Below are 24,212 nucleotides of genomic sequence, written 5' to 3' on the forward strand. Positions count from 1 at the left end.
CAAAGCTGCCCGATAGATCGTGAGATTCAGTGGGTCCGCACAAAGACCGCCAGCAGGTTGACGGCACTGCTGACAATGAGAGAGATACCGATGAGGCGCATCATCACCGCAGTGGAAGCCACCGGCGCGAAGAGGGCTGCCAGTCCCAGCGCCAGGCAAAGAATGCCCACAACCAGGGGCAGCCACCAGAGGCTGTCACCCCAGCGATGGCGCTGGATGGCATTTTGCAGGCTGTTGACGCCCGCCACCAGCAGAAAAACGCAGATGATCATGCCCACGATCTCCACCAGAATGGTGGGGCGGGTCACAATGAAGATGCCCAGCACCGTGCCTGCCACGCTCAGCGGCAGGAAGGGGTCGCTGAGCAGAGTGGCACGCCGGAATGTGGCCGAATTGATGAGCCCCGCAATGCCGGAAATGAGCACCAGCCAGCCAATAAGGGAACAGATGGCCCCCGTGGCGCTCCAGGGCCGTACCACCAGATAAATGCCCAGCACAATGCCCATCACCGGCATGACGATACGATCCCATTGAATATTTACATGGTTCATATTTCTACCATCCTTTCGCGCGGCGTTTCGCGCAGGTTTTGATACCTATAGTATAACACAGCAATGGGCCGGAATCTCCGGTCATCTGCCGGAATTCGTCCCACAAATCAGGATTGTGCATCACTGTCGCTGCGCCGGCGCAGGCGGGGTGCGGTTGCCGGAACCGGGGCGGGGTCGGAGGTATACGCCCCCGCATCGCCGGACCCGCCGGCATCCCGGGAAACCGGACGCACCGCGTCGGCCAGGCCCAGAAGGTCCTCGGCCTCCCCGGGGTCCAGCTGCTGCACCTGTTCCAGCTTGCGGGTGATGGCCCGGCTGCGGGTGCCGATGAGTTCCTCCAGGTCGCTGCCCGTCTGGTTGAGGTGGCGCTGCATGGCCTGCAGGCCGGCGCCGAACTTTTCAAATTCGGTCTTGACGGCCCCCAGCACTGTCCAGACCTCGCCGGAGCGCTTCTGGATGGCCAGGGTGCGGAAGCCCATCTGCAATGCGTTGAGCAGCGCCGCCATGGTGGAGGGCCCCGCCACGCTGATCTGGTAATCCCGCTGCAGCGTCTCGGTCACGCCGCTGTTGACCACCTCGGCATAGAGCCCCTCAAAGGGCAGAAACAGCACGCCGAAGTTGGTGGTGTAGGGCACCTCGATGTACTTGTCGTGGATGTCTTTGGCCTCCTGGCGCAAAACGGTATCCAGCCGCTTGGATGCCGCCGCCACCGCCGCCGCGTCGCCGGATTCTCGGGCCGCCTGGAGCTGGGCGTAGGTATCCCCGGGGAACTTGGCGTCAATGGGCAGGTAGACGGTGCCGTCCCGCCCGGGCAGCCGCACCGCGAACTCCACCCGGTTGGTGCTGCCCGGCACAGTGGCTACATTCTCCTCGTACTGGCCGGGGGCCAGGATCTCCTGCAGAATGGAGCCCAACTGGACCTCGCCCAATATTCCCCGGGTCTTGACGCCGCTGAGCACCTGTTTCAGGCTGCCCACGTCCGCCGCCAGGGACTGCATCTCACCCAGACCCTTGTACACCTGTTCCAGCTGGCTGCTCACCGTGCGGAAGGACTCGGAAATGCGCTTTTGCAGGGTATCCTGCAGCTTCTCCTCCACCGTGCCCCGGATCTCGTCCAGCTTGCGGTTGTTGTCGGTGCGGATGGCGTTCATGCCCTGGATCAGCGCCCCGCGCACCCCGTCCAGGCGGGCGGCGTTGGAGTCCTCCAGGTTTTTCAGGCGGGTCTCCAGCATGGAGAGCTGGGCCACCACCGCGTCGTTGGCGGCCTTCTGGCGGGCGGCTCCCGCCCGGTCGATGCTCTCCAGCCGGGCGGTGGAGGCAGAGGCCCCCTGGCGCTGGCTTTCCGCCAGCATGCTGCCCAGGTCCCGCATGGAGGACACGGTATTGCGGCCGATCTCCCCCTGCATGGACCGCAGCTGATCGGCCAAAACCTCAGTCTCCTGCTCCACACAATCCTGTACGGCCTGGAGCAGCTCGTCCCGGTCGTTGCCCTGTTCCCGGCTGCGGTAGAGCCGAACCAGCGCCACCGCCAGCATGACATCCCCCGCCACAGCCAGCACCAGCAGAATTACAAGCATTGTTTCCATATCAGTGTGTATCCTCCCCGGAGGCGCAGACCGCGCCGTCCTTCCAGAAATCCGGCAGACTGCGCTGCGGATAGATCGAATGGTTGCCGTTGCAGGCATAGGCCACAAGGCTCACCAGGAAAAAGCAGCCGAAATACTGGCCTCCGAACAGTTCCATCCCCACCAGCACCGGGGCCACCAGCGTGTTGGTGCCGGCGCCGAACACCGCCGCATAGGCCAGGGCCGCGCACAGAGGCAGGGGCAGGCCCAGAAAGCCCCCCACCACAACGCCCAAAGAAGCGCCGATGGTAAACAGCGGAGCCACCTCTCCGCCCTGATAGCCCGCCGCCAGACAGAGGGCGGTCAGGGCCAGCTTGACCAGCCAGTCCCAGGCGTAGAGGGACTCTCCGGCAAGGGCCGCATTGGAAAGCCCGGTGCTCAGGCCGTTGTAGCGCCCCGCCGTCAGCAGGCCGAACACCGCCACAAAAGCCCCCACCAGCACGATGCGCAGATAGGCATTGGGCAAAAGCCGTCCCAGCCGATCCTTGAGGCCGTGGAGCAGAAAGACGAACAGCCGTCCCGCCAGACCACTGGCGATCCCCAGAACCACCAGAGCCCCCAGGGTGGGCAGGGTGAGTTCCGGCACGGCACAGGTGAGCAGGACACCGCCCCGCTCCAGGCCCAGTGCGCCGCTCACCGCGCTGGCGATAAAGGCCGCCGCAGCAGCGGGAAGCAGCGCCGCATACTCCATCATACCCACGTGGAAGAGCTCCATGGCAAAAAAGATAGCTCCCACCGGTGTGCGGAAGAGCCCTGCAAATCCGGCGGCCACCGCTGCCGTAAGCAGATGCCGGCGGGCGCGGGCATCGGGCAGGCGGGGCATGATGAGCCCTGCCGCCGAGGTGCTGATCTGCACCGCAACGCCCTCCCGGCCCACGCTGCCGCCGAACAGGTGGGTGATCCAGGTGGAAAGGATGGCCATGGGAATGAGCCGCGTGGGCACATGGTCCCGGCGGGCATCCGCCGTCTCAAAGACCAGCCCCATGCCCCGGCGGCAGTCCCCGCCGAAGCGGTCATAACAGAAACAGATGAGCGCGCCCCCCGCCGGCAGCAAAAGCATCAAAAGCGGCCGGCTTTCCCGCACCTGGGTGCACAGCAGGATGCCCCGCCCGAACACCGCATCCAGCACGCCTGCCATCACGCCCACGGCAGCCGCACAGACAAGCAGCAGCACTCTGCCGCCCATCACCGAAAGTTTGTCCTGCATTTTTTCACGTTCCCCCTCAATTCTGCCGCGCCCGCTGCGCGTGCAGTTACTTACCTATGATAGCACAGCAGCCCCCGCCGGGCAACCGTACTTTCCCACGGCAAAGCGAAAAATTCACCAACTTATGCGGCAAAATATTTTACAGGTCAAAATTCCCGTTTTGCCCGTGATTGCGCCCAAAAACAGCCCCGTCCGCCTTGACTTGAACTGTACATATTGTTAAAATAAAGGTAACCTGTCCGGGTGTGTGAACGCACCGGACACACATTCCCGCCCCGTCACAGCCCGGCTTTGGCTGGGCGCTTTGCAAGGAGGCGCCCATGCGCACTCAGACACCCGGGTCCCGTGACCCCCACAGCCTCGCGCTGTATCAGGCCATCCTCCGCCTGGACAATCTGGAGGATTGCATCCGCTTTTTTGACGACCTCTGCGCCGTGACCGAGCTGCGCGCTCTGGAACAGCGCTACGATGTGGCAGGCTGCCTTTTGCAGGGCAAGGTCTATGCCGAGATCCGCCGGGAGACCGGCGCCTCCAGCGCCACCGTCTCCCGCATCAACCGCATGCTCAACTACGGCACCGGCGCCGTGGCCGACAGTGTCCGCTACGACCTGGAGCACGCCGACAACACCGAAAAGAAAGACCCCGACGAGGGCTGACCCCTGCCCTCCCTGACCGGAACAAGAAAAACAGGCGGCAGCTTCTGCCGCGAGAGGAGGTATCCCGGATGTCTGTCACGATTTCCAATTTCGGCCGCGCCACCGACGGCACCCCTGTCCAGAAGGCCGTGCTGAAAAACGACAAGCTGGAAGTGCACATCCTCAGCTATGCCGCCATCCTCCACCGCATTCTGGTGGCGGACCGCCGCGGCAATCTGGTGGACGTGGTGCTGGGCTATCCCACTGTGCCCGACTATGAGCTCAACTCGGGCGATGCCATGGGCGCCGTGGTGGGCCGCTATGCCAACCGCATCGGCGGGGCACGCTTCTATCTGTACGAGCAGGAATACCACGTCACCGCCAACCAGCGGGGCAACTGTCTGCACAGCGGCCTGCACGGCTTCAACCGCACCGTATTTGCCATGGAGGCCATCCCCGGGGAGGATGCCGTCAGCCTGACGGCGGAAAGCCCCGACGGCACCGACGGCTTCCCCGGCACCATGCAGCTGGAGGTCCAGTATTCCCTGGCCGGCAGCGGCCTGGTCGTCCGGTATTACGCCACCACCGACGCCCCCACTGTGGTCAACATCACCAACCACAGCTACTTCAACCTCAACGGCCATGCCTCCGGCAGCGTGCTGGGACACCGCCTTTCCCTGGAAAGCCCCGCCTATCTTGAGACCGACGACGCCAGCATTCCCACCGGCCGCCGGATTCCCGTGGCCGACACCCCCATGGACTTCAATGAGGAGAAAACCATCGGCCGGGACATCGGGGAGGACTACCCCGCCCTGGTACAGGGCAAGGGCTACGACCACTGCTATCTGCTGCCCGACACGGGGCTTCGCCACGCCGCCTGGCTGGTGGGACCCGAGACCGGCATCCGCATGGAGACGCTGACCACCCAGCCCGCGGTGCAGCTGTACTCGGCCAACAATCTGGACCCCGCCACCGACTGCAAGGACGGCGCCCATTACAGTGCCCGGGATGCCGTCTGTCTGGAGACCCAGAACTGCCCCGACAGCCCCAACCATCCCGATTTCCCCGACGCCACCCTGCTGCCCAAGCAGACCTACGACGAGACGACAGTCTACAAGTTTGACATCGCCCCGCTGTGACGGCCTTTTCCCTGCGGCATCCTCCCGCCGGGCATGCTTTTCCCGACGGGGTTGACATCCCAAGGCATGAAAACAGCCGCCTTTTCCGGTTTGGAAAAGGCGGCTGTTTTGTTGTACTGCAGGCAGCCTGTCAGGCACGGGGCATCAGGCGGGGGCGTCGGGCATCCACCGGTAGAGCCGGCCGCTGTAGGGGGCCAGGTCCAGGGTCAGCATGCCGTCCCCGGCGGCGGTCAGCGTCTGAGGCTCCCGGGGGATATTGCCGCCGAAGCACTGCCAGTCGCTGTCCAGAAGCAGCTCCGCCCCGCCCGAGCCGGGCAGGGTCAGGCGGTAGTCCCGGGCAGGCTGATCGCTCAGGTTCACCACCCCGAACACCGCGCTCTCCCGCCCCGTGCGCAGCATGGCAAAGGTGCAGTGCCCTGCCTCGTCGCAGTCCAGCCAGCGGAATCGGGCGGGGTCATACTCCCCCATCCAGAAGGCGTCATAGCGGTTGTACAGCCCCGCCAGCTCCTGCCGGAAATGGCGGAAGGCGTCGTGGTTGGGGTAGCGCAGGATCTCCCAGTCCTGAGCCCGGGCCTCGTCCCACTCCCGCAGCTGGCCGAACTCATTGCCCATAAAGTCCAGCATCTTGCCCGGGTGCACCGCCATATACAGGTAGAGGGCCCGCCCCTGGGGGAATTTGCCGTCGTAATCGCCGTACATCTTCTGCAGGATGGTGGCCTTGCCGTGGACGTTCTCGTCGTGAGAGAAGGGCAGGATATAGTGCTCGTTGTAAAAGTACATCATGGAGAAGGTCAGCTTGCCCTGATTCTGGGTCCGCTCCTCCGGGGTCTTTTTGAAGTAGTCCAGGGTATCGTTCATCCAGCCCAGGTCCCACTTGTAGTCAAAGCCCAAACCGCCGTACTCCACCGGAGCGGTGACCTTGGGATAGTTGGTACTGTCCTCCGCAATGAGCATGGCGGTGGGATGGCGCTGCTGGAGGCCGGCGTTCATGGTTTTGAGGAATTCCAGCGTGCTGCCGTTGACGCCCCGGGCCGGGTCTCCCTGCCAGTAGATCAGGCGGCTGACCGCATCCATCCGCAGGCCGTCGGCGTGGAAGTACCGCAGCCAGTAGTCGGCGCAGGACTGTACAAAGCAGCGGATCTCCCCCCGGGAGTGCATGAAGTTGCAGCTGCCCCACTCGCTCTCCCCCACCGCGTCGGCGGGGTACTCGTACAGCGGGGTGCCGTCAAAACGGCGCAGGCCGTAGGCGTCCACCGCAAAGTGCACCGGCACAAAGTCCAGGATGACGCCCACCCCCGCCCGGTGGCAGGCGTCGATGAGGCGGCAGAGACCCTCCGGCGTACCGTAGCGGCTGGTGGGGGCGTAAAAGCCCGTGATCTGGTAGCCCCAGCTGCCGTCAAAGGGATGTTCGGCCAGGGGCATGAGCTCAATGTGGGTGTAGCCGTTCTCCCGGGCATAGGCGGGCAGGCGGTCGGCCAGCTCATCATAGCTCAGCCAGCTGCCGTCCTCCCGCCGCTGCCAGCTTCCGGCGTGGACCTCGTAGATATTGAGAGGGGCATCAAAATTTTTGGTGCGGCGGGCCATCCAGTCCCCGTCGGAAAAAGGATACTCCGGCAGCCCAGCCACAATGCTGCGGCCGTCGGGGCGCAGGGTCATGGCAAAGCCATAGGGATCGCAGTGGTCCACCGTGGAGCCGTCGGCGCCGGTCACCCGGTAGGTGTACGCCATGCCCCGGCCCGCACCGGGGACAACGCCCTCCCACACACCGCTGATCTCCCGGCTGCGCTGGAGGGGTGTCTCCCCTTCCGGCCAGTCCCCCGCCACGCTCACAGCCCGGGCCGAGGGTGCCCATACAGCAAAGTGAGTACCCTCCGGCCCCGGATGGGCTCCCAGAACCTCATAGACATCAAAAGCGTGACCGGTGTAAAAGTCCTGTATCTTCATACCTGTAACAGCTCCTTGTTTTGTCCCCGATGCCGCGGCCGCGCTGGACAGGCGGCCGCTCTCATACTATAATCAGTATACAGTCTGTCCAAAAATGGGACTACCGTCAGCTTACGCCAAGTGTCGGTTATCCGACATCCGGCACAATGTGTTGGGGAAGATGGAAAATGGATCTGCGGGCACAAAAAACACAAAAAAGCATTGCCGATGCCTTTTACCGGCTGCGGGCACACAAACCGCTGGAAAAGATCACGGTGCGGGAGCTCTGCCGTGAGGCACCGGTGAACCGCTCCACCTTTTACGCCTATTACAAGGATGTCTACGACCTGTCGGAGCAGCTGGAAAACGAGCTGGTCCGCTCCATTCTGGCAGGCCTGCCCCACCCCGAGGCCGTCCTGACCGACACGGCCCGCTTTGTCCAGGACCTGTTCCGGGCCTGTGCCCCCCATCCACAGCTGGCGGTGCTCTTCTCGGGCAGCCGGCGGGGACTGCTCATTGCCCGGTTTTCCGCCGAGCTGAAACGGCTGATCTTCGACCTTTACCCTGAGCGCAAAGGCGATCCCGCCTTTGAGGTTTCCCTGAGTTTTCGCATCTATGGCTCCTACTATGCTTTTCTGGAAAACCGCCAGTACGGCGAGGAGAAGGTGGTGGAGATCCTGGGGCGGCTGTCCTCCGGTCAGCCGCTGTGACCGCCGTTTGCTTCCAAAAGAAAACGCCCCGTGCAGATCCTTTCCGGACTCAGCACGGGGCGTTTGTTTTTATGGGATTCGGCGCATTACAAATGCAGGATAACGCGGGCGATGTTGAAGTAAACCAGCAGCGTGGTGGTATCCACGATGGTGGTAATGAGGGGGGACGCCATGACCGCCGGGTCAATGCCGATACGGTTGGCGGTGACGGGCAGCAGAGTGCCCAGCAGCTGGGAGATGAGCACCGTCAGCACCAGCGTCAGGCAGACGACCGCCGCCACCGGCACGGCGATGTGATCGAAGACCAGCAGTTTGACAAAGTTGCAGATGGCCAGGGTGCCGCCGCAAAGGATAGCGATGCGGAACTCCCGCCACAGAACACGGGGCAGGTCCCGGCCGTGGATCTCACCCAGGGCGATGCCGCGGATGATGGTGGAAGTGCTCTGGCTGCCCGCATTGCCGCCGGTATCGGTGAGCATGGGGATGTAGGCGGTGAGCACCGTCACAGCAGCCAGGGCATCCTCGTAGCTGCGGATGACCATGCTGGAGAAGGTGGCGCTGACCATCAGAAACAGCAGCCAGGGGGCGCGGCTCTTGTACAGATCCCACATGCTGCGCCGGAAATAGGGCTTGTCGGTGGGGGCCATTGCGGACATCTTGGCGATATCCTCGTCGGCCTCGTCCTGCAGGATGGAGATGGCGTCGTCCACCGTGACGATACCCACCAGGCGCTTTTCCCCGTCCACCACGGGCACGGCCAGCAGGCCGTACTTTTCAAACAGATGGGAGGTCTGCTCCTGGTCGGTGGAGGTGGTGACGCTGACTACGTTGGTATCCATGAAGTCGTCGATGCGGCGGTCCTCATCTTTTTCCAGCACCAGGGAGCGCAGGGATACCACACCCACCAGAGTGCGGTCGGCGTTGGTGACGTAGCAGTTATTGATGGTCTCCTTGTCGATGCCGTTTTTGCGGATGGCATCCATGGCCTGGCGCACCGTCATGTCGGGGCGCAGTTCCATGAACTCGGTGGTCATGACGCCGCCGGCGGAATCCTCCGGGTATTTGAGCAGCTCGTTGATCATCTTGCGGGTGTCGGGGGCCGCCTGGGCCAGGATCCGCTTGACCACGCTGGCGGGCATCTCCTCCACCAGATCGGTGGCATCATCCACAAACAGCTCGTCAATGACCAGCTTGAGCTCCCGGTCGGACAGGCCCTGGATCAGGGCCTCCTGAGTCTCGGGGGACAGCTCGGCAAAGACTTCGGCGGCCAGGTCCTTAGGCATCAGCCGGAAGAGCACCGGCATCTTCTCCTGGGGCAGGTCCTCGAACACGGCGGCCAGATCCGGCGCGTTGAGGGTCTCCATCACATCCCGCAGGCTCTGGTATTTTTTGGCGTCATCCAGGTGCGCCAGCATATTCTTGAGGGTCTGGATTGCAGTATCGGACATTGGGGTTGCCTCCTTTTTTCAGGCAGCCGGTGTTTCCGATGCGCATACGCCGCACAGTGCCTTCAGGGGGCAGAGATCCCCTGAAAAAGGCAAAAGAAAAGGCGCGTCATGCAGTGCAGACGCGCGCCAAACAAGCAGGCCGACCGGTCACGGATTTTCCCGCAAGCCGGTCCGTCTGTCTTTTGCGCATATGCACCCAAACATCGGTTGCCGTTATTTTGTTCCATCGGTTCACTGGACTACCGGGAATCTCCATGCCGTACCACCTGCCTTTGCAATACAAGATTTGAACGGGACACACCCGTACAGGGTTATCGTACCATCCCTCCGCCTGCAAGTCAAGGCAAAATTCCACTGTTTTGCAAACAAATTTTGACGGCTGTTCAAGGCCGCTGCCGGGTTGCAATGGCCCGGGAAATCCGATACAATAAAACTGCCGTGCGGAGCACGGCAAAACCTGTTGCGAGGCCGAAAGGCCCCTGTCTGAAAGGAAGTTTTCTGCCATGATCCAAGGCGTTATTTTTGATATGGACGGTCTGATGTTCGACACCGAGCGCATCTGGACCACGCTGTGGGCTCCTGCCCTGGAAAAGCTGGGCCTGCCCGCCCCCTGCGAGGCCTTTGTTTCGGGAGCCCGGGGCCTGGCCGGGGAAAACATGCTGCGCCATCTGCGGCAGTACTATCCCCAGTGCGACCCCAACGTCCTGCTGGCCGCCGTGCGGGCGGAGGGCAAGACTGCCCTGGCCAACGGCGCCCCCGCCAAGCCGGGACTGTTTGCCCTCTTGGACTATCTGGAGGAGAAAAAGATCCCCCGCATTGTGGCCAGTTCCAGCTCTCATGAGACCATCCAGCGGTATCTGCGCATCTCGGGGGCGGACCGGTACTTTACCGACACCGTCTGCGGCGACGACGCCAAGGCCTCCAAGCCCGACCCGGAGATTTTTCTGGTGGCGGCGCGGCACCTGGGTCTGCCTCCCGAACACTGCCTGGTGCTGGAGGACAGCTTCAACGGGGTGCGGGCAGGCCATGCCTCCGGCGCCGTGACCGTCATGGTGCCCGACCTGCAGCAGCCCACCGAGGAGATCCTTTCCCTGTGCGACGCCTGCTGCAAAGACCTGAACGAGGTGCTGGACCATCTGCGCCATGGCGGGGAGGAACCCTTCCCCCGAAAAGCCGCCCTGTAAGCGGCCACGAAAAAGATCAAAAAAAATTCTTCCAAATACTTGACATTGCACACCCCCTGTGTTATTATACTTATTGCAGTCGCGCTGGTAGCTCAGCTGGATAGAGTGTCTGACTACGAATCAGAAGGCCGGGGGTTCGAGTCCCTTCCAGCGCACCAAAGAAGAGGTTTTACAGAAATGTAAGACCTCTTCTTTTTTTGCCGTTTCCGGAATGCCTCAGGAAGGGACGAGAACAGCCCGTCCGGCCGGTTTATGTCCCGGCCGGGTCCGACAGTCCGGCGGACTGTCGGAAAGGGCGCGGGAGAGGGGCCCCTTCCAGCGCACCAAAGAAGAGGTTTTACAGAAATGTAAGACCTCTTCTTTTTTGTTGTTTTCGGAACACCTCGGGAAGGGACGTGAAAAGCTGCGAAGGCGACCGCCGCCTGCGGCGGAAACAGGGAGCCAGAGCAGGGGCCGCGGTCGCAGAGGACAAGACCCTTCCAGGGGGCGCCGTCCGATGCGGGCACCGCAACCCGTAAGGACGGCCGGTTTGCGTCCCGGCCGAGTCCGACAGTCCGGCGGACTGTCGGAAAGGGTGCGGGAGAGGGGCCCCTTCCAGCGCACCAAAAACATATCGTAGGCCAGAAATGGAGGAAGTCAGATGGAACTCTGGGACCTGTACAATGAAAACCGTGAACTGTTGGGGCGGGATCACATCCGGGGAGAGGAAATTCCCGAGGGCTGCTATCATCTGGTGGTCCACGTATGGATCCGCAATTCCAAGGGGGAATATCTCATCTCCCGGCGCAGTGCCAACCGGCCGAGCTTTCCCCTGCTATGGGAATGTGTGGGAGGCTCCGTCCTCAAGGGGGAGGACAGCCTGCAGGGAGCTCTGCGGGAAACCCAGGAGGAGGTGGGCCTGCAGCTCTCCCCCGCCGACGGCAAGCTGGTGCGCTCGGTGATCCGGGACCGGGTAAACGGCGTGCGCTTTGCCGACCTGCTGGATATCTGGCTATTTTTCTATGACGGCGAAGTTTCGCTGGAAAAGGCCACCACCCGGGAAGTGGAACAGGTCGCCTGGATGACCCCAGACCAAATCCGCACATTGTCGGATGCCGGCAAATTGGTTCCCACTCTCGGCTACTTTTTCGAAGAAGCCGCTTTTACCCGGTAATTGCCTTCTTCCCATCACAAAAAATTCAGCGCTGCGGAAAAGCAGAAGCCCCCATCCAACCGGATGGGGGCTTCTGCCTTTATTCAGGCGGGGCGGGCCTGCCTGTGGATTCAGATGGAATTACAGCTGGCTCTTGTACAGCTCGGCGATCTCGGCCACGCTGGTGTCGCGGGGGTTGCCGGGGCAGCAGGCATCGGCAAAGGCGGACTCGGACAGGAACTGGATGTCCTCCTCCTTCAGGATGCCCTGGAGGTTGGCGGGGATGCCCACGTCGGCGGAGAGCTTCTTGACGGCGGCGATGGTGGCGTCGGCGGCTTCCTCAGCGCTCATGGCGTCGATGCCCTCCACGCCCATGGCCTTGCCCACAGCGCGGTAACGCTCGCCGGCAACGCTCTTGTTGTACTCCAGGCCCACCGGCAGCAGGATGGCGCAGGCCACACCGTGGGGGGTGTCATACAGGGCGGACAGGCCGTGGGCCATGCTGTGGACGATGCCCAGACCCACGTTGGAGAAGCCCATGCCGGCGATGTACTGGCCCAGAGCCATGCCCTCGCGGCCTTCCGGCGTGTTCTGGACAGCGCCGCGCAGGTTCTCGGAGATGAGGCGGATGGCCTCCAGATGGAACATATCAGAGATGGTGCAGTGGCCCTTGGTGATGTAGCCCTCAATGGCATGGGTCAGGGCGTCCATACCGGTGGCGGCGGTCAGGCCCTTGGGCATGGAGGCCATCATATCGGGATCGACCACGGCAACCTCGGGGATGTCGTTGGTGTCCACGCAGACGAACTTGCGCTTCTTTTCCACGTCGGTGATGACGTAGTTGATGGTGACTTCGGCAGCGGTACCGGCGGTGGTGGGCACGGCGATGGTGAAGACCGCGTGCTTCTTGGTGGGGGCAACGCCCTCCAGGCTGCGCACGTCGGCAAACTCGGGGTTGTTGATGATGATGCCGATGGCCTTGGCAGTGTCCATGGAGGAGCCGCCGCCGATGGTAACGATGCAGTCGGCCTCGGCAGCCTTAAAGGCAGCCACGCCGTCCTGGACGTTCTGGATGGTGGGGTTGGGCTTGATCTCGCTGTAGACCGAGTAGGCAAAGCCTGCCGCATCCAGCAGGTCGGTGACCTTCTTGGTGACGCCGAACTTGATCAAGTCGGGGTCGGAGCAGACGAAAGCCTTCTTGTAGCCGCGGGAAGTCAGCTCGGGAACGATGTTCTCGATGGCGCCGTGACCGTGGTAGGAAATGGTGTTCAGAACAATGCGGGATACCATGACAATACACTCCTTTTAATTTGGATAGTTTGGTACGGACGATCCTGCCTTTTCTGGCGGCAAGGCATCTGTTGATTTCAGCTTACCATACCGGGAAAGGCGATGGCAACCATAAAAATTTATTTCACACTCAGTCCAGGAAGTTCTCGTTCAGGGTGACGCCGAAGTCCCGGGCGATGGCGCGCAGGTCGTCGTCCTCGATGGTCTGACGGATCAGGCCGCCGCCCATGGACAGCACCTTGACATAGATCTCGGCGCTCTTCTCGATGGTGTGGGCCAGGCCGAAGGTGGTGTCGTAGTCGGGGCCGGAGGCGAACAGGCCGTGCTGGGCCCAGACGGCGGCCTGATAGGTCTTCATCTTCTCGCTGGTGGCCATGGCGATGTCAGCGCCGCCGGGCACCATCCAGGGGCAGACGCCCACGCCCTCGGGGAAGACCACCGGGCACTCGGTGGCGCTCTGCCACAGGGCTCGGCTGAAGGCACGGTCGGTGAGCGGCAGAATGTAGGTCAGGGCGATGACATTGGTGGCGTGGCAGTGGTAGATGACCCGGTTGGCGCCGTCGGTGGCCGCCTTGCGGACGCTGTGGTTCATGAAGTGGCTGGGGAACTCAGAGGTGGGCTTGGCACCCTCAGCCAGACCCCAGACGATGCGCCAGCTGTCACCGGTGGCGTTAATCTCCACAATGCCGATGGAGTGGATGGGGTCGGGCTCCACGTTGCGGAAGTACTTGCCCGAACCGGTGGTGATGAAGTACTCGCCAGCCAGGTTGTCCGCCTGGACGCCCATCTTGACCCACTCCCGGGGGGTCTCGTCGAAGTAGGGACGGCAGGCTGCCACGTCCTCCTCCGTCATGCGGTAGGTCAGGTTGCCGCCGTTGCGCTCGTGCCAGCCCTGCAGCCAGCCGTCGTTGCACATGCGGATAAAGCCCTTCACACAGGGGATGTCATAGATTTCCATATTGATTTCCTTTCCGTATATAATCTATTTATTCGTTTTGTATAAAGTCATTGAGAGCAACCGGTTATCGGGTAATCACATCCACCGGCACGTTGAAGATCTCGGCCACTTTGAGGATGGTGTCGATGTGACGGCCGCAGGCGGCGGCCATGTGGTGGGTGGGGCCCGCCTCGCTCCAGCGGTTGACGAACTCCCGGGCGCCGCAGGCAAAGCGGGTGCGCATGTTGGTATCGCCAAAGGTGAAGATGGGGCCTTCCTCGTTGATGCCCTCGGCCACCACAAACTTGAAGTGGCCGTCCTTGTCCTGGGTGATGCCCAGGTAGGTCACGGGGCCCAAATGGGGATAGAACTGGGTCAGGTAGCCGCCGCCGGTCTTGCCGTGGAAGACAGGCACAATTTTCATGGTGGGCTTTTTGGCGGAGATGGCCGCGTCGCCGGAACCGGAATGGCCGATGATGCAGATGTCCTTGTCGAAGTCGATGGAGTACATCTCGGACAGCTGGCCCTGGCCGGAGATGGTCTTGAGGATGGACATGGCCATGGAGACCTTGATGTCGCCCTCCACGGCGCAGGCGACCCCCTGCTTGATGAGCATGGAGAAGGCGGGGATCAGCATGGAATCCAGCACGCCCGCCTTGCCCTGGGCAAAGCCGTCGTAGTGGGAAGCGATAAAGGCGATCTTCTCGTCCTTGACCCACTGCTCAAAGGCCACCACGTAGCGGGCCATCTCCCAGACCTTCTCCACCGTGCCGCCGCCCTCGATGTCGAAGGTGTCGAGGATCTCCTCGGCCTTGGCGCGGATGACCGCCTCGTCGGTGACGTTGTCGGCGATGGCCCACATCTTCTCCCAGTCGAACTGCTTGGTGTAGAGCCACATCCGGTTATAAAGGTTGGTCTCGTCGATGTACAGGTCCATCATGCCGGGGTAGGGACGGCCGATCTGGGCCAGGTTGGTATCCCGGAAGCGGCGGCGCACCTGGGCGGCCTTGCACCAGTCGTTGATCTCGGCCTGGACGGTGGGGTCGCCCCCCTCCACCACGCCGGTGATAACTGCATGGCGCTTGCCGGCCCGCTCCAGGTCGGCCACCATCTCGCCCACGGCGCCGCAGGCGTAGAGCTCGCCCAGCCACTTGGCGGTGTCGGTGTGCTCGTAGTCGGGGGCGCGGAGTTTCTGGACGTTGACCAGCACCACCGGCACATCCAGGTCCCGCACGGCGGGCAGCATGTTGTAGGAGGTGGCGTAGGTCAGCAGTTGCAGAATGACCAGGTCCACGTCGGCGGCGCGGAACTTGTCCCCCGCGGCCTGGCTCAGCTCCTTGGTGGTGACGATGCCGCCGTCCACCAGCTCCACCGAGTCGGGAATCATCGTCTTGAACTGCTCGTACTGGGCCTGGAACTCTGGCACCAGGCTGGGGAACTGGGGCAGGTAGGCGCCCAGGGCGATGGCAAACACACCCACCCGGGCTTTGGTTTCCACTAACATGCTCATTGGGGAAGAACCTCCTTGATATCGAAACTTTCGCGGATACTATGTCTTGCGGCGGCCAGGTCGGCAAACTCGCCGCCGTGGATCATCTGAATGACCAGGTTGCCGATGGCAGTGCCCTCCACCGGGCCGGCGTAGACCGGCAGGCCGGTAACCTGTGCGGTCATATGGTTGAGGTAATTGTCCTGGCAGCCGCCGCCCACAATGTTGATGCTGGTGTACTGCCTGCCGGTGAGGGCGGACAGCCCCGCGATGGCATCCCTGTAGCAGCGGGTCAGGCTGCGGTAGACGCACTGCATGAGCTCTCCCACCGTGCGGGGCACGGCCTGGCCGCTCCCGGCGCAGGCCTTCTGCACGGCGGCGATCATGCTGTCGGGGGCCAGGAAAGCGTCGTCGTTGGCGTCCACCACCGACGGGAAATCGGCGGCAGATTCAGCGGCGGCGATGAGGTCGGGGAAGCTCCACTGCCTCTCCCCTGCCTTCACATCCAGCGTCCAGGCGGCCCGCTCCTTGCCGGCCACGTAATCCACACCGTTGAGCTCCCGGCGGATGGACTGGATCATCCACAGGCCCATGATGTTTTTCAGATACCGGAAACGGTGCCAGGCGCCGCCCTCATTGGTGAAGTTCTGCCTGCGGCTTTCCTCAGTGGTGATGGGGTCCCTGTTCTCCACCCCCAGCAGGCTCCAGGTGCCGCTGGAAAGGTAGACGGCGTTGTCATCCCGGGCCGGCACCGCCAGAAAGGCCGAACCGGTGTCGTGGGTGGCGGGCAGGATGACGGTGGTCTGGAAACCGACCTCTTTTGCAATCTCCTCCCGCAGAGGGCCCACCACCGTGCCGGGCATGGACAGGGGGCCGAAAAGCCTCCGGGGCAGGCCCAGGGTGTCCAGCAGTTCCCGGTCCCAGGTCTTTTTGACGGCGTTCACCAGCCCGGTGCTGGTGGCGTTGGTGTACTCCTGCTTCTGCACCCCGGTGAGCAGGTAGTTGAAGTAGTCGGGGATCATCAGCAGGCTGTGGGCAGCCTCCAACTGCTCGGGGTGTTCTTTCTGCAGCGCGGCCAGCTGGTAGATGGTGTTGAAGAGCTGCTTCTGGATGCCGGTCTTTGCGTAGAGGGACTGGGGCGGGATCAGGGCCTCCACCCGCTCATCCATGCCTGCGGTGCGGCCGTCCCGGTAGGCCACCGCATCTCCCAGGCGCTTGCCCGCACTGTCCAGCAGGACGAAATCCACCGCCCAGGTATCGATGCCCACAGTGGCGGGAATGACCCCTTTTGCCTTGCAGGCCTTGAGGCCGTCCAGAATGCCCTGCCAGAGATGGTCCACATCCCAGCAGTCATGGCCGCCGCTGCGCACCTGGCGGTTGTCGAAGCGGTGGATCTCCTCCAGCTGCATGCGGCCGTCCACCACACGGCCCAGAATATGGCGCCCGCTGGAGGCGCCGATGTCGATGGCAAGATAACTGTTTTCCATCCGGACCCTCCCTGTCTCAGATTTTCTGACTCTATTGTAACGGTTCTTATTTGCACGCAAAAGGACGATTTTGGGGAACAATCAGGACCTTATTTGCAGTTTTTCGTCATTTGTGCTATGCTGAGGGCGGGAGGGTTGTGCATGAATGCCAAACTGTTGGAACAGCTGCAGAAAATCACCGAGGAGGAGCGCGCCATCCTGGATGGCGACAGCGAGGTCCAGCGGGAGCGCTATACCTCCCGCCGGGATTTTGTCATCGACAGCGAGAAGCTGCTGGAACACGGCAAGCTCATCGAGATCCGTCCCCACACCCGGTTTGTCCACTTTCCCCGCCACCGGCACAACTATGTGGAGATGCTCTACATGTGCAGCGGGTCCACCACCCATATCCTCAACGGAACCCGCAGGCTGGTGCTGGAAACGGGGGACCTGCTCTTTCTCAACCAGGCGGCCTACCATGAGATCCTGCCCGCCGCAGCCGGGGATGTGGGGGTAAACTTCATTATTCTGCCCCAGTTTTTCGACCGCTGCATCCCCATGCTGGAACAGGAAAACGTATTGCGGGACTTTCTCATCTCCACCCTGGCGGGGGAATCCACCTTCTCGGGCTATCTGCATGTGTCGGCCCACGACATCCTGCCGGTGCAGAATCTTCTGGAGAACATGATCTGGACCCTGCTGGAAAAAAAGTCCGGGGTCAACACCCTCAACCAGACCACTATGGGGCTGCTGCTCCTCAACCTGGCTCAGTTTGCCGAGGAGATCAACCGCACCGGCCCCGGCGTACAGGATGAAAACACCGTTTTCACCGTCCTCAAGTACATCGAGACCTATTATAAAGACGGCACGCTGGAGGATATCTCCGCCCAGCTGCATCAGCCGCCCTACTGGGTGAGCCGTCTGCTCAAGCACCACACCGGGCAGAACTTCAAGCAGCTTTTGCAGCAGCGCAAATTGCAGCAGGCCGCCTATCTGCTGGCCAACACCCGGCTGGCGGTGGATGCCGTGCGGGAGGCCATCGGCTACGAGAACAGCAGCTACTTTTACCGCAAGTTCCGGGAGAAATACGGCTGCTCCCCTGCCGATTTCCGCCAGCAGAAGGCCTCCGCCGCCCGCTGAACCCGGCCTTTTGCGTTGCCTTTTCCCGCCGCCTCTGCTATACTGAGAAAAAGAACGGTTCCGCCTTGCAGGCGCACCGGCAGAGAAAGGGGCAGGAAGATGATTTCCATTTTCAACCGCAGTGAGCTGACTGTCTGCGGCACGCTGGAACAGAGCCGGAAGGTTTCCGCCGCCCTGGAGCAGGCAGGCATTGAGTATCATGTGGCATCCCGCAGCCGCACCTCCCCGTCGGTCTTTGCGGCGGGCAGCCGGGAACGGTCGGGGACCTTCGGCCAGAGCATGGCGGATTCCTGGACCTACACCATCTATGTGAAGCGCGACGACCTGGAACGCGCCCGGGCCTGCCTGCGCTGAGAGTTTCCTCTCCGGACAAAAGCAAAAAACCTCCCCGTCTGTGCACACTGCACAGGCGGGGAGGTTCGTTTTTATGTTTTCTGCCCCTTGTCAATGACGGGGCAAATTTTGACAGTCCGGATCAGCGCTTGCGACGCTTACGCAGAACGATCAAAACCACGATCGCAACCACGGCGACAACAGCCAGCCCGATCAGCAGGCCCAGGGGCATGTCGTCACTGGTCTGCGGGATCACAGACGCCGCGGCCGGGGTGGGTGTGGGCTGACCCCAGGTCCCGTTCTCCTTTGCCTCGGCGATGTCGGGATGCTCGTCCGGCTGTTCCTCGGTGACGGTGGTGGTCTGGGTGTTATCCCACATCAGAACAAAGGGAGAGAAGCTGTCCGTGGTAAAGGAAATACCATAGGCATCGGTTTTGACGGAAATCGTCTCCACAGTGGCTGTTTCGATCTTGCTTTCCGCTTCGTCCGCCGTCATTTCGCGGTCCATCCCCACAAAATGAACCAGGCGGAACTGGGTGTTGGCATCGGTGCCGTCAGGATAGGGCCAGTAGATGGTGACCGGCTTGTCCGCCTTGATCCAGGTATTGCCGTTTGCCGCATCCACCAGGTCCAGATACCGGGCCTCGGATGCAACATTCTGGAAGTCTTTGGCCGCCGTTTCCACCGCTTTGTCCGTCAGCAGTGTACGGAAGTCCTTGCCGTTCTGGGTGTTGTCCGGGGATACGATCTCGTCCACCAGCAGCGCAGGAGCTCCGTCCACGACCTGAACATCGCTGTCATTGATGGTGTAAGTGGTATCCGCAGGCAGAACCGCGGTAATATTGCTTACTGCCTTGTCCACCTGTTCCACGATTGCCGTCGTGGTACCGGACTGGGTCACGCCGCGGATGGTCAGGCTGCCGCTGTACGCCACAGCCGCGTAGGTGGTATAACTGATCTTGCTCACGTCACCGCCGGCCTGGGTAACCTTATCGGTGTCAATCTCGGCATAGACGGTGTTCTGTTCCACCGCGCCGGGATAAATTTCCATGGTGTAGCGATTGTAAAGAGCATTGACCAGATCAAACGTATCGCTGATGTGTACCGTTCCCTCTGCATCCGTAAACTGCATCCGGACCGGGTCCTGTCCGTCGGCAGCAACCAGGCGGTAGATATACTTTCCGTTTACCGCGCTGGTTTCTTCGCCATCATACCGCTCGATTGTCCAGGTCTTGGTACCGTTGGAGAAAGACAGGTAGGGCGACAGATCCAGTGCTGCTTCGGGATCCGCACCGAGAGCTTCTTTAAGCTGTGCGTTCAGATCCTCGGGCAGCATAATGTAGAACCCGGCCTCCGGGAGACCATTATCCGAACCGATGTTGGCGCCATTTTCGTCCACAACACCGTCGTATCCGGCGCCACCCATGTAAATGGTGATGTCGGCGGGCGTCAGTTCCACAATGGGCATCCAGCGCAGCTCATCCTTGGTCAGCATAACATTGCTGCCGTCCTGAACCGTTTCATACAGGGGATAATTGATCTGCTTGGCTCCGGTGTCCTCTGTGTAATAGGCATAACGGTTGGCGTTTTCCCCATTCTGGACCCGCACATTGGCTTCACCATCGCTGGCGGTCACCGCAAAGGCGCGATAGTCGGCGGGAATGGTCAGTTCACAATCGACAGCGCCATCCTTGAGAAGGTTGATGGGGCTCTCCGTATCTTCAGCGGAGGAATCGGCCGGGGTCACTTCGCCCTCGGCAAAACGGCCGTTGAGCACGGTATCCGTGACATTGACCTTGCCGCTGCCGGTGGTATCCACATCGATGGCAAACTTGCTGCCGTCGGCATACGCGATAACGGTAGTGCCTGCGGTGATGGAAGTGGTTCCCGCCACCTTGCCGCTGTCACCCGCACCGATGGCCGATGCTCCGGCACCGCCGGTGGCCGTCACATTGGCAGTACCGGTAATGGTAATGTTGCCGGAATTATTTTTCGTAAAGCCGCTGCCCGAACCAATGGCTGCTGCACCGTAGCCGCCGGTCGCATTGACGACCGCCTGATCTTTGATGGTGATTTCGGTCATAGCGGAGGTATCCCCCACCGACATGCTTGTGCCAATGCCCGCGGCATAATCTTTTCCTACAGCAGTCACATTGGCGGAGCCCCCGATGGTAATGCTGAGATCAGACTGACTGCTGGTGGAGGCAATGGCGCTGCCGATACCGGCGCCCACTTCACCGCCGGTGGCTTTGACCACCGCATTGCCGGTAATCTCAATCTCCCAGGGGCTGACAAATCCATTGGCGCCCATGCCGATGGCTGCGCCACAGTAAAGCCCTATGTTTGTATAAACAGTTTGTGCCTCGACACGGGAATTTCCGTCAATCAGAATTTTGGATACTCCCTCCGGCGAAGTGCCGCCCAGGGTACTGCTGACAACAGAAGCACCAATCGCAGCCGAAGCCCCGTATGTCGTAGCCTTAACATTGGCATCGCCGGTAATATGAATCAGGCTGTCCTTATCCGTCGCTCCGATACGGCCCGTGCCAATGGCTGCTCCGGAATAGTTACTGCCTTTATTCTTTGCTTCAGCTTCTACCGTTCCGCCGGAGATCACGATGGTATTGGTAATTCCGTCGCGCCCCGCACTCGGAACCGTATAATAATTGATGCCAGGTCCAATGCCGCAGCCGCCGCCGTAGTTGTCCACTGCCTGCACAGACACTTGGACCATGCCGCCCTCAATGGAGATGTTGCCGCTGTCACCGGTACCGCCGGTAGAGCTTGTCGGTCCGCCGCCGCCAATGCCTGCACCGGGACCATACTGCTCCACATGGATGGTGCCGCTCTTGATGGTGATGGTGCCGCCAGCTTCTCCGGCGCTTCCGCCCATGGCTGCGCCATGCGCTGCCGCGCTGTCTGTTCCGTTATGGATGGTCAGAGAGCCATCGCCCTCGATGGACAACGCCTGATTGCCAGAAACGCGCAGGACGGCGTTCATGCTTTCCGCCGAATTTGTAAGAGTATTTTCACCGGCCAGCGTAATTTTTGCGCTGCCGCTCCGAACATCGATCAAACTGGCTCCCGTCGAAGTCGTGAGATCAAGGCCGTTGATGGTGAAACTTACCTCCAGGCCTTCGCCGGGGTCCACCGTGATTGTATTTTCGTTGGAAGTACCGCTGATGACCAGACCTTCGTCCGGGATCTGCAATTCTTCACCATTTCCCTGAGTATAAGTACCGTTGCCAAGTACAATGGAACCGTCGGCGATGTTCAGCACCGATGATGTCCGAAGGTCACTGCCTCCATTGTCACCAGAATCTTCCTCTCCGGTGAGCAAAGCGGGGGCGTCCGTGTCCGCAGCCGCATTGGAGGCAGGCTGAGAGGTTTCCTCCGACATAACCTCCTGGCCGGCCGTATTTGGCTCTTCCTGTTCACTGTCCACCGCAAAAACGCTGACCGTGGAGAAGGTCAGCAGCATTGCGCAGGCCAGCAAAATGCTGCCGATTCGTGTTCGCATTTTTCTCATTGCGAAATCCTCCCATTCATTTTTCTCTGTCTCCTGCAATCCGCGTCCGGACGCAGGCGATATACAAAACCAGCTGAAAGCCGGGGCGAAGCTGCCAACAAAGCAAGTTTTTTTCTTTACCGCTCTGCCGTATTTCAGGGGCGTAATTCTACATAATTGTTATTTTATTGTATTAGTGCCGCCAAAAAAGCCGGCATGCAGCGCCGTGCCGATTTCCGCTGATTTTTGTTCTATTGTATCGTAACATGTTATTTTTTCTTTTTCAAGCGATAACATATGGTTCCTGTGGCAGAAAGCCGCAATTCGTCAAAAAGCATTCATTTGTTCCATATCATTTTATACTTTTTAACATTTTCTGTTGTTTTTATGAGTGTCATTTCCCTTTCTCTGCCCGTTTCAGCCGCGGGATGCCGTTCCGTCAGCAGGGCGCAAAAAACCGCCCTGCGGGCGCGGGGCTGAGCTTGCTGGCAGGCCCCGCCCCTCAGGGCGGAAAAGAGATAAGAAAATATGGATGTTGCGGGGAGTTACTCCACATCCTGCAGAGCGGCATAGTCGCTCTCACCGGTGCGGACCTTGACAACACGGGCAACGTTATAGACAAAGATCTTGCCGTCGCCGATGTGGCCGGTGTACAGGGTACGGGTGGCGGTATCGATGATCTTTTCCACAGGGATCTTGCTGACGACGACCTCCACCTTGACCTTGGGCATCAGGGTCATGTCGACTTCAGCACCGCGGTATTTCTCACCGCTGCCTTTCTGCAGGCCGCAGCCCATGACCTGGGTCACTGTCATGCCGGTGACGCCGATGGCATTGAGGGCACGCTTGAGCGCGTCGAACTTGGCAAGCTGCAGGATGATGACCACCTTGTGCATGCCGCTGTCCAACTCGGCGGGCAGGGGGTCCTCCCGCTGGACCTTGACGGCGGCGGCAACCTTGGCCGGGCTGGCCTTTTCCAGGTCGTCCTCACCCAGGTCGGTGTTCTCATTGACAGACAGGTCGGCATAGGTGGCATCGTTGATGGCAAAGCCGGAGTAGGCGGAAGCCAGGCCATGCTCGTGGATATCCAGACCGTCGATCTCTTCCTGCTCGGTCACGCGCAGGCCGACGGTCTTCTTGATGATGGTGAAGATGATGAACATAGCAACCAGGACCCAGGCTGCAACGCTGACAGCGCCCAGAGCCTGAACGCCCAGCTTGGCGAAGCCGCCGCCGTAGAAGAGGCCGCCCTCGGTAGCGAAGAGGCCGACAGCCAGGGTGCCCCACAGGCCGTTGGCAAAGTGGACGGAGACAGCACCCACGGGGTCATCGATCTTGGCGATGTTGTCGAAGAACTCAACGGAGAAGACGCACAGGACACCGGCAACGATACCGATGATGGCAGCGCCGAAGGGATCGACCACATCGCAGCCTGCGGTGATGGCGACCAGGCCGGCCAGAGCGCCGTTGAAGGTCAGAGAAACATCGGGCTTGCCGTAGCGGATCCAGGTGGTGATCAGGGCAGCGCAGGTAGCCAGAGCAGCGGCCAGGTTGGTGTTGAAGCAGATGAGGCCGGCGGAAACCATGGTGTCGTCACCGGTCATGGAGACGGTGGAACCGCCGTTGAAACCGAACCAGCAGAACCACAGGATGAAAACGCCCAGAGCCATAGCCGTCAGGTTGTGGCCGGGGATTGCACGGGCCTTGCCGTCCTTGCCGTACTTGCCGATACGGGGGCCCAGCATGGCAGCGCCCAGCATAGCGGTGAGGCCGCCCACGAAGTGGACTGCGGTGGAACCGGCAAAGTCATGGAAGCCCAGCTGGCTCAGCCAGCCGCCGCCCCAGATCCAGTGACCGGAGATGGGGTAAACGATGAGGCTGATGGCTGCCGAATAGAGGCAGTAAGCGCTGAACTTGGTGCGCTCGGCCATGGAACCGGAAACGATGGTGGCGGCGGTGGCGCAGAACACAGTCTGGAACACCACGTAGACCCACAGGGGCAGGGAACCGAAGTCGTAGCTGCCCTGGATGAAGGGATCAAAGCCGCCGATCAAAGCGCCGGAGCCCGCAAACATGACGCCGAAGCCAACCAGCCAGAAGCAGGGGGTGCCGATACAAAAATCCATCATGTTTTTCATGAGGATGTTGCCGGTGTTTTTTGCGCGGGTCAAGCCTGCTTCGCACAAAGCAAAGCCCGCCTGCATAAAAAAGACCAGAAACGCCGCAACCAGCGTCCATATCACGTCGGAAGAATTGTACATATACGATCTCTCCTCTCAGCATACTCCCCACCGCGGTACCTCCCGGGGAGAAGGTTGTACCGCAAACAGGAAAGGCGCCGAGGATGATCTCCTCGGCGCCTTTGCCTTGGCACTAGTATATGCACGTTTTTCCGCCTGCGTCAAGCGGTTTTTTCAAAATCATGCGATTTGCTCAAACAGCGAGGGAAACTTCCCGGCCATGTTTGTGCAGTTTTGGAGGAATCGTCATCGGTT

General features: G+C 61.1%; 18 protein-coding genes and 1 tRNA gene. 8 read left to right on the plus strand and 11 right to left on the minus strand.

Features of this window, described 5'->3' with window-relative positions; translation table 11 throughout:
* Window positions 1-26: 26 nt before the first annotated feature.
* The 3 genes from INF35_RS11670 to INF35_RS11680 all read right to left on the minus strand — a co-directional run bounded on the left by INF35_RS11670 (window position 27) and on the right by INF35_RS11680 (window position 3,383).
* Window positions 27-551, minus strand: a complete 525-nt coding sequence (locus tag INF35_RS11670; protein ID WP_193502623.1) for an HdeD family acid-resistance protein — start codon at window positions 549-551, stop codon at window positions 27-29.
* A 107-nt stretch (window positions 552-658) separates the two neighbouring features.
* Window positions 659-2,137, minus strand: coding sequence for a DNA recombination protein RmuC (locus tag INF35_RS11675; RefSeq protein WP_193502625.1), 1,479 nt, complete (start codon window positions 2,135-2,137; stop codon window positions 659-661).
* Window position 2,138: 1 nt separating this feature from the next.
* Window positions 2,139-3,383 (minus strand): chloride channel protein, encoded by a 1,245-nt coding sequence (locus tag INF35_RS11680; protein WP_193502627.1) that lies wholly within the window; start codon window positions 3,381-3,383, stop codon window positions 2,139-2,141.
* A 320-nt stretch (window positions 3,384-3,703) separates the two neighbouring features.
* Between INF35_RS11680 and INF35_RS11685 the strand changes: the two genes are divergently transcribed.
* Both INF35_RS11685 and INF35_RS11690 read left to right on the plus strand, forming a co-directional pair.
* Complete coding sequence (locus INF35_RS11685) at window positions 3,704-4,039, plus strand: YerC/YecD family TrpR-related protein (RefSeq protein ID WP_193502629.1); 336 nt, start codon at window positions 3,704-3,706, stop codon at window positions 4,037-4,039.
* Window positions 4,040-4,107: 68 nt separating this feature from the next.
* Window positions 4,108-5,157, plus strand: coding sequence for an aldose epimerase family protein (locus tag INF35_RS11690; RefSeq protein ID WP_193502631.1), 1,050 nt, complete (start codon window positions 4,108-4,110; stop codon window positions 5,155-5,157).
* Window positions 5,158-5,301: 144 nt separating this feature from the next.
* Here INF35_RS11690 and glgB read toward each other — a convergent pair whose 3' ends face one another.
* Window positions 5,302-7,101, minus strand: coding sequence for a 1,4-alpha-glucan branching protein GlgB (gene glgB / locus INF35_RS11695; RefSeq protein ID WP_193502633.1), 1,800 nt, complete (start codon window positions 7,099-7,101; stop codon window positions 5,302-5,304).
* Between the two features lie 167 nt (window positions 7,102-7,268).
* On the opposite strand from glgB, the gene INF35_RS11700 reads away from it, so the two are divergent.
* Window positions 7,269-7,790 (plus strand): TetR/AcrR family transcriptional regulator, encoded by a 522-nt coding sequence (locus INF35_RS11700; RefSeq protein WP_193502635.1) that lies wholly within the window; start codon window positions 7,269-7,271, stop codon window positions 7,788-7,790.
* Between the two features lie 86 nt (window positions 7,791-7,876).
* Here INF35_RS11700 and mgtE read toward each other — a convergent pair whose 3' ends face one another.
* Window positions 7,877-9,238, minus strand: coding sequence for a magnesium transporter (gene mgtE / locus INF35_RS11705; protein WP_193502637.1), 1,362 nt, complete (start codon window positions 9,236-9,238; stop codon window positions 7,877-7,879).
* 503 nt (window positions 9,239-9,741) lie between these two features.
* Between mgtE and INF35_RS11710 the strand changes: the two genes are divergently transcribed.
* From INF35_RS11710 to INF35_RS11720, 3 genes are all read left to right on the plus strand, one after another.
* Window positions 9,742-10,422 (plus strand): HAD family hydrolase, encoded by a 681-nt coding sequence (locus INF35_RS11710; protein ID WP_193502639.1) that lies wholly within the window; start codon window positions 9,742-9,744, stop codon window positions 10,420-10,422.
* An 81-nt stretch (window positions 10,423-10,503) separates the two neighbouring features.
* A tRNA-Arg gene (locus tag INF35_RS11715) sits at window positions 10,504-10,580 on the plus strand.
* A gap of 482 nt (window positions 10,581-11,062) precedes the next feature.
* Complete coding sequence (locus tag INF35_RS11720; protein ID WP_193502641.1) at window positions 11,063-11,575, plus strand: NUDIX hydrolase; 513 nt, start codon at window positions 11,063-11,065, stop codon at window positions 11,573-11,575.
* Between the two features lie 120 nt (window positions 11,576-11,695).
* On the opposite strand, the gene fucO is transcribed toward INF35_RS11720, so the two are convergent.
* The 4 genes from fucO to rhaB form a co-directional block, all read right to left on the minus strand.
* A complete protein-coding gene (gene fucO, locus INF35_RS11725) occupies window positions 11,696-12,844 on the minus strand; it encodes a lactaldehyde reductase (protein WP_193502643.1) in 1,149 nt (382 codons plus the stop codon).
* 130 nt (window positions 12,845-12,974) lie between these two features.
* Complete coding sequence (gene rhaD / locus INF35_RS11730; RefSeq protein WP_193502644.1) at window positions 12,975-13,802, minus strand: rhamnulose-1-phosphate aldolase; 828 nt, start codon at window positions 13,800-13,802, stop codon at window positions 12,975-12,977.
* Between the two features lie 64 nt (window positions 13,803-13,866).
* Window positions 13,867-15,291, minus strand: coding sequence for an arabinose isomerase (locus tag INF35_RS11735; protein ID WP_235983214.1), 1,425 nt, complete (start codon window positions 15,289-15,291; stop codon window positions 13,867-13,869).
* Window positions 15,288-16,757 (minus strand): rhamnulokinase, encoded by a 1,470-nt coding sequence (gene rhaB, locus INF35_RS11740; protein ID WP_193502645.1) that lies wholly within the window; start codon window positions 16,755-16,757, stop codon window positions 15,288-15,290. The genes INF35_RS11735 and rhaB overlap by 4 nt, the downstream gene beginning before the upstream one ends.
* Before the next feature lie 141 nt (window positions 16,758-16,898).
* Between rhaB and INF35_RS11745 the strand changes: the two genes are divergently transcribed.
* Complete coding sequence (locus tag INF35_RS11745; RefSeq protein WP_193502646.1) at window positions 16,899-17,876, plus strand: AraC family transcriptional regulator; 978 nt, start codon at window positions 16,899-16,901, stop codon at window positions 17,874-17,876.
* Window positions 17,877-17,975: 99 nt separating this feature from the next.
* Window positions 17,976-18,230: a hypothetical protein gene (locus tag INF35_RS11750; RefSeq protein WP_193502647.1), complete on the plus strand. Its 255-nt coding sequence runs from the start codon at window positions 17,976-17,978 to the stop codon at window positions 18,228-18,230.
* Between the two features lie 121 nt (window positions 18,231-18,351).
* Here the strand turns inward: INF35_RS11750 and INF35_RS11755 are convergent, their stop codons facing one another.
* Window positions 18,352-21,738, minus strand: coding sequence for a hypothetical protein (locus tag INF35_RS11755; protein WP_193502648.1), 3,387 nt, complete (start codon window positions 21,736-21,738; stop codon window positions 18,352-18,354).
* Between the two features lie 524 nt (window positions 21,739-22,262).
* Complete coding sequence (locus INF35_RS11760) at window positions 22,263-23,978, minus strand: ammonium transporter (RefSeq protein ID WP_193502649.1); 1,716 nt, start codon at window positions 23,976-23,978, stop codon at window positions 22,263-22,265.
* Between the last annotated feature and the right edge of the window lie 234 nt (window positions 23,979-24,212).

The sequence above is a fragment of the Gemmiger gallinarum genome (assembly GCF_014982805.1).
In the GTDB taxonomy this organism is placed as follows: Bacteria; Bacillota; Clostridia; order Oscillospirales; family Ruminococcaceae; genus Gemmiger; species Gemmiger gallinarum.

Excerpts from the sequence above, each read along its gene's own strand:
- INF35_RS11755 (WP_193502648.1), bottom strand. The coding sequence starts at position 21,738 with ATGAGAAAAATGCGAACACGAATCGGCAGCATTTTGCTGGCCTGCGCA.
- INF35_RS11760 (WP_193502649.1), bottom strand. The coding sequence starts at position 23,978 with ATGTACAATTCTTCCGACGTGATATGGACGCTGGTTGCGGCGTTTCTG.
- INF35_RS11710 (WP_193502639.1), top strand. The coding sequence starts at position 9,742 with ATGATCCAAGGCGTTATTTTTGATATGGACGGTCTGATGTTCGACACC.
- INF35_RS11675 (WP_193502625.1), bottom strand. The coding sequence starts at position 2,137 with ATGGAAACAATGCTTGTAATTCTGCTGGTGCTGGCTGTGGCGGGGGAT.
- INF35_RS11735 (WP_235983214.1), bottom strand. The coding sequence starts at position 15,291 with ATGAGCATGTTAGTGGAAACCAAAGCCCGGGTGGGTGTGTTTGCCATC.
- INF35_RS11745 (WP_193502646.1), top strand. The coding sequence starts at position 16,899 with ATGAATGCCAAACTGTTGGAACAGCTGCAGAAAATCACCGAGGAGGAG.
- INF35_RS11750 (WP_193502647.1), top strand. The coding sequence starts at position 17,976 with ATGATTTCCATTTTCAACCGCAGTGAGCTGACTGTCTGCGGCACGCTG.
- INF35_RS11720 (WP_193502641.1), top strand. The coding sequence starts at position 11,063 with ATGGAACTCTGGGACCTGTACAATGAAAACCGTGAACTGTTGGGGCGG.
- mgtE (WP_193502637.1), bottom strand. The coding sequence starts at position 9,238 with ATGTCCGATACTGCAATCCAGACCCTCAAGAATATGCTGGCGCACCTG.
- rhaB (WP_193502645.1), bottom strand. The coding sequence starts at position 16,757 with ATGGAAAACAGTTATCTTGCCATCGACATCGGCGCCTCCAGCGGGCGC.
- INF35_RS11670 (WP_193502623.1), bottom strand. The coding sequence starts at position 551 with ATGAACCATGTAAATATTCAATGGGATCGTATCGTCATGCCGGTGATG.
- glgB (WP_193502633.1), bottom strand. The coding sequence starts at position 7,101 with ATGAAGATACAGGACTTTTACACCGGTCACGCTTTTGATGTCTATGAG.
- INF35_RS11680 (WP_193502627.1), bottom strand. The coding sequence starts at position 3,383 with ATGCAGGACAAACTTTCGGTGATGGGCGGCAGAGTGCTGCTGCTTGTC.
- INF35_RS11700 (WP_193502635.1), top strand. The coding sequence starts at position 7,269 with ATGGATCTGCGGGCACAAAAAACACAAAAAAGCATTGCCGATGCCTTT.
- fucO (WP_193502643.1), bottom strand. The coding sequence starts at position 12,844 with ATGGTATCCCGCATTGTTCTGAACACCATTTCCTACCACGGTCACGGC.
- rhaD (WP_193502644.1), bottom strand. The coding sequence starts at position 13,802 with ATGGAAATCTATGACATCCCCTGTGTGAAGGGCTTTATCCGCATGTGC.
- INF35_RS11685 (WP_193502629.1), top strand. The coding sequence starts at position 3,704 with ATGCGCACTCAGACACCCGGGTCCCGTGACCCCCACAGCCTCGCGCTG.
- INF35_RS11690 (WP_193502631.1), top strand. The coding sequence starts at position 4,108 with ATGTCTGTCACGATTTCCAATTTCGGCCGCGCCACCGACGGCACCCCT.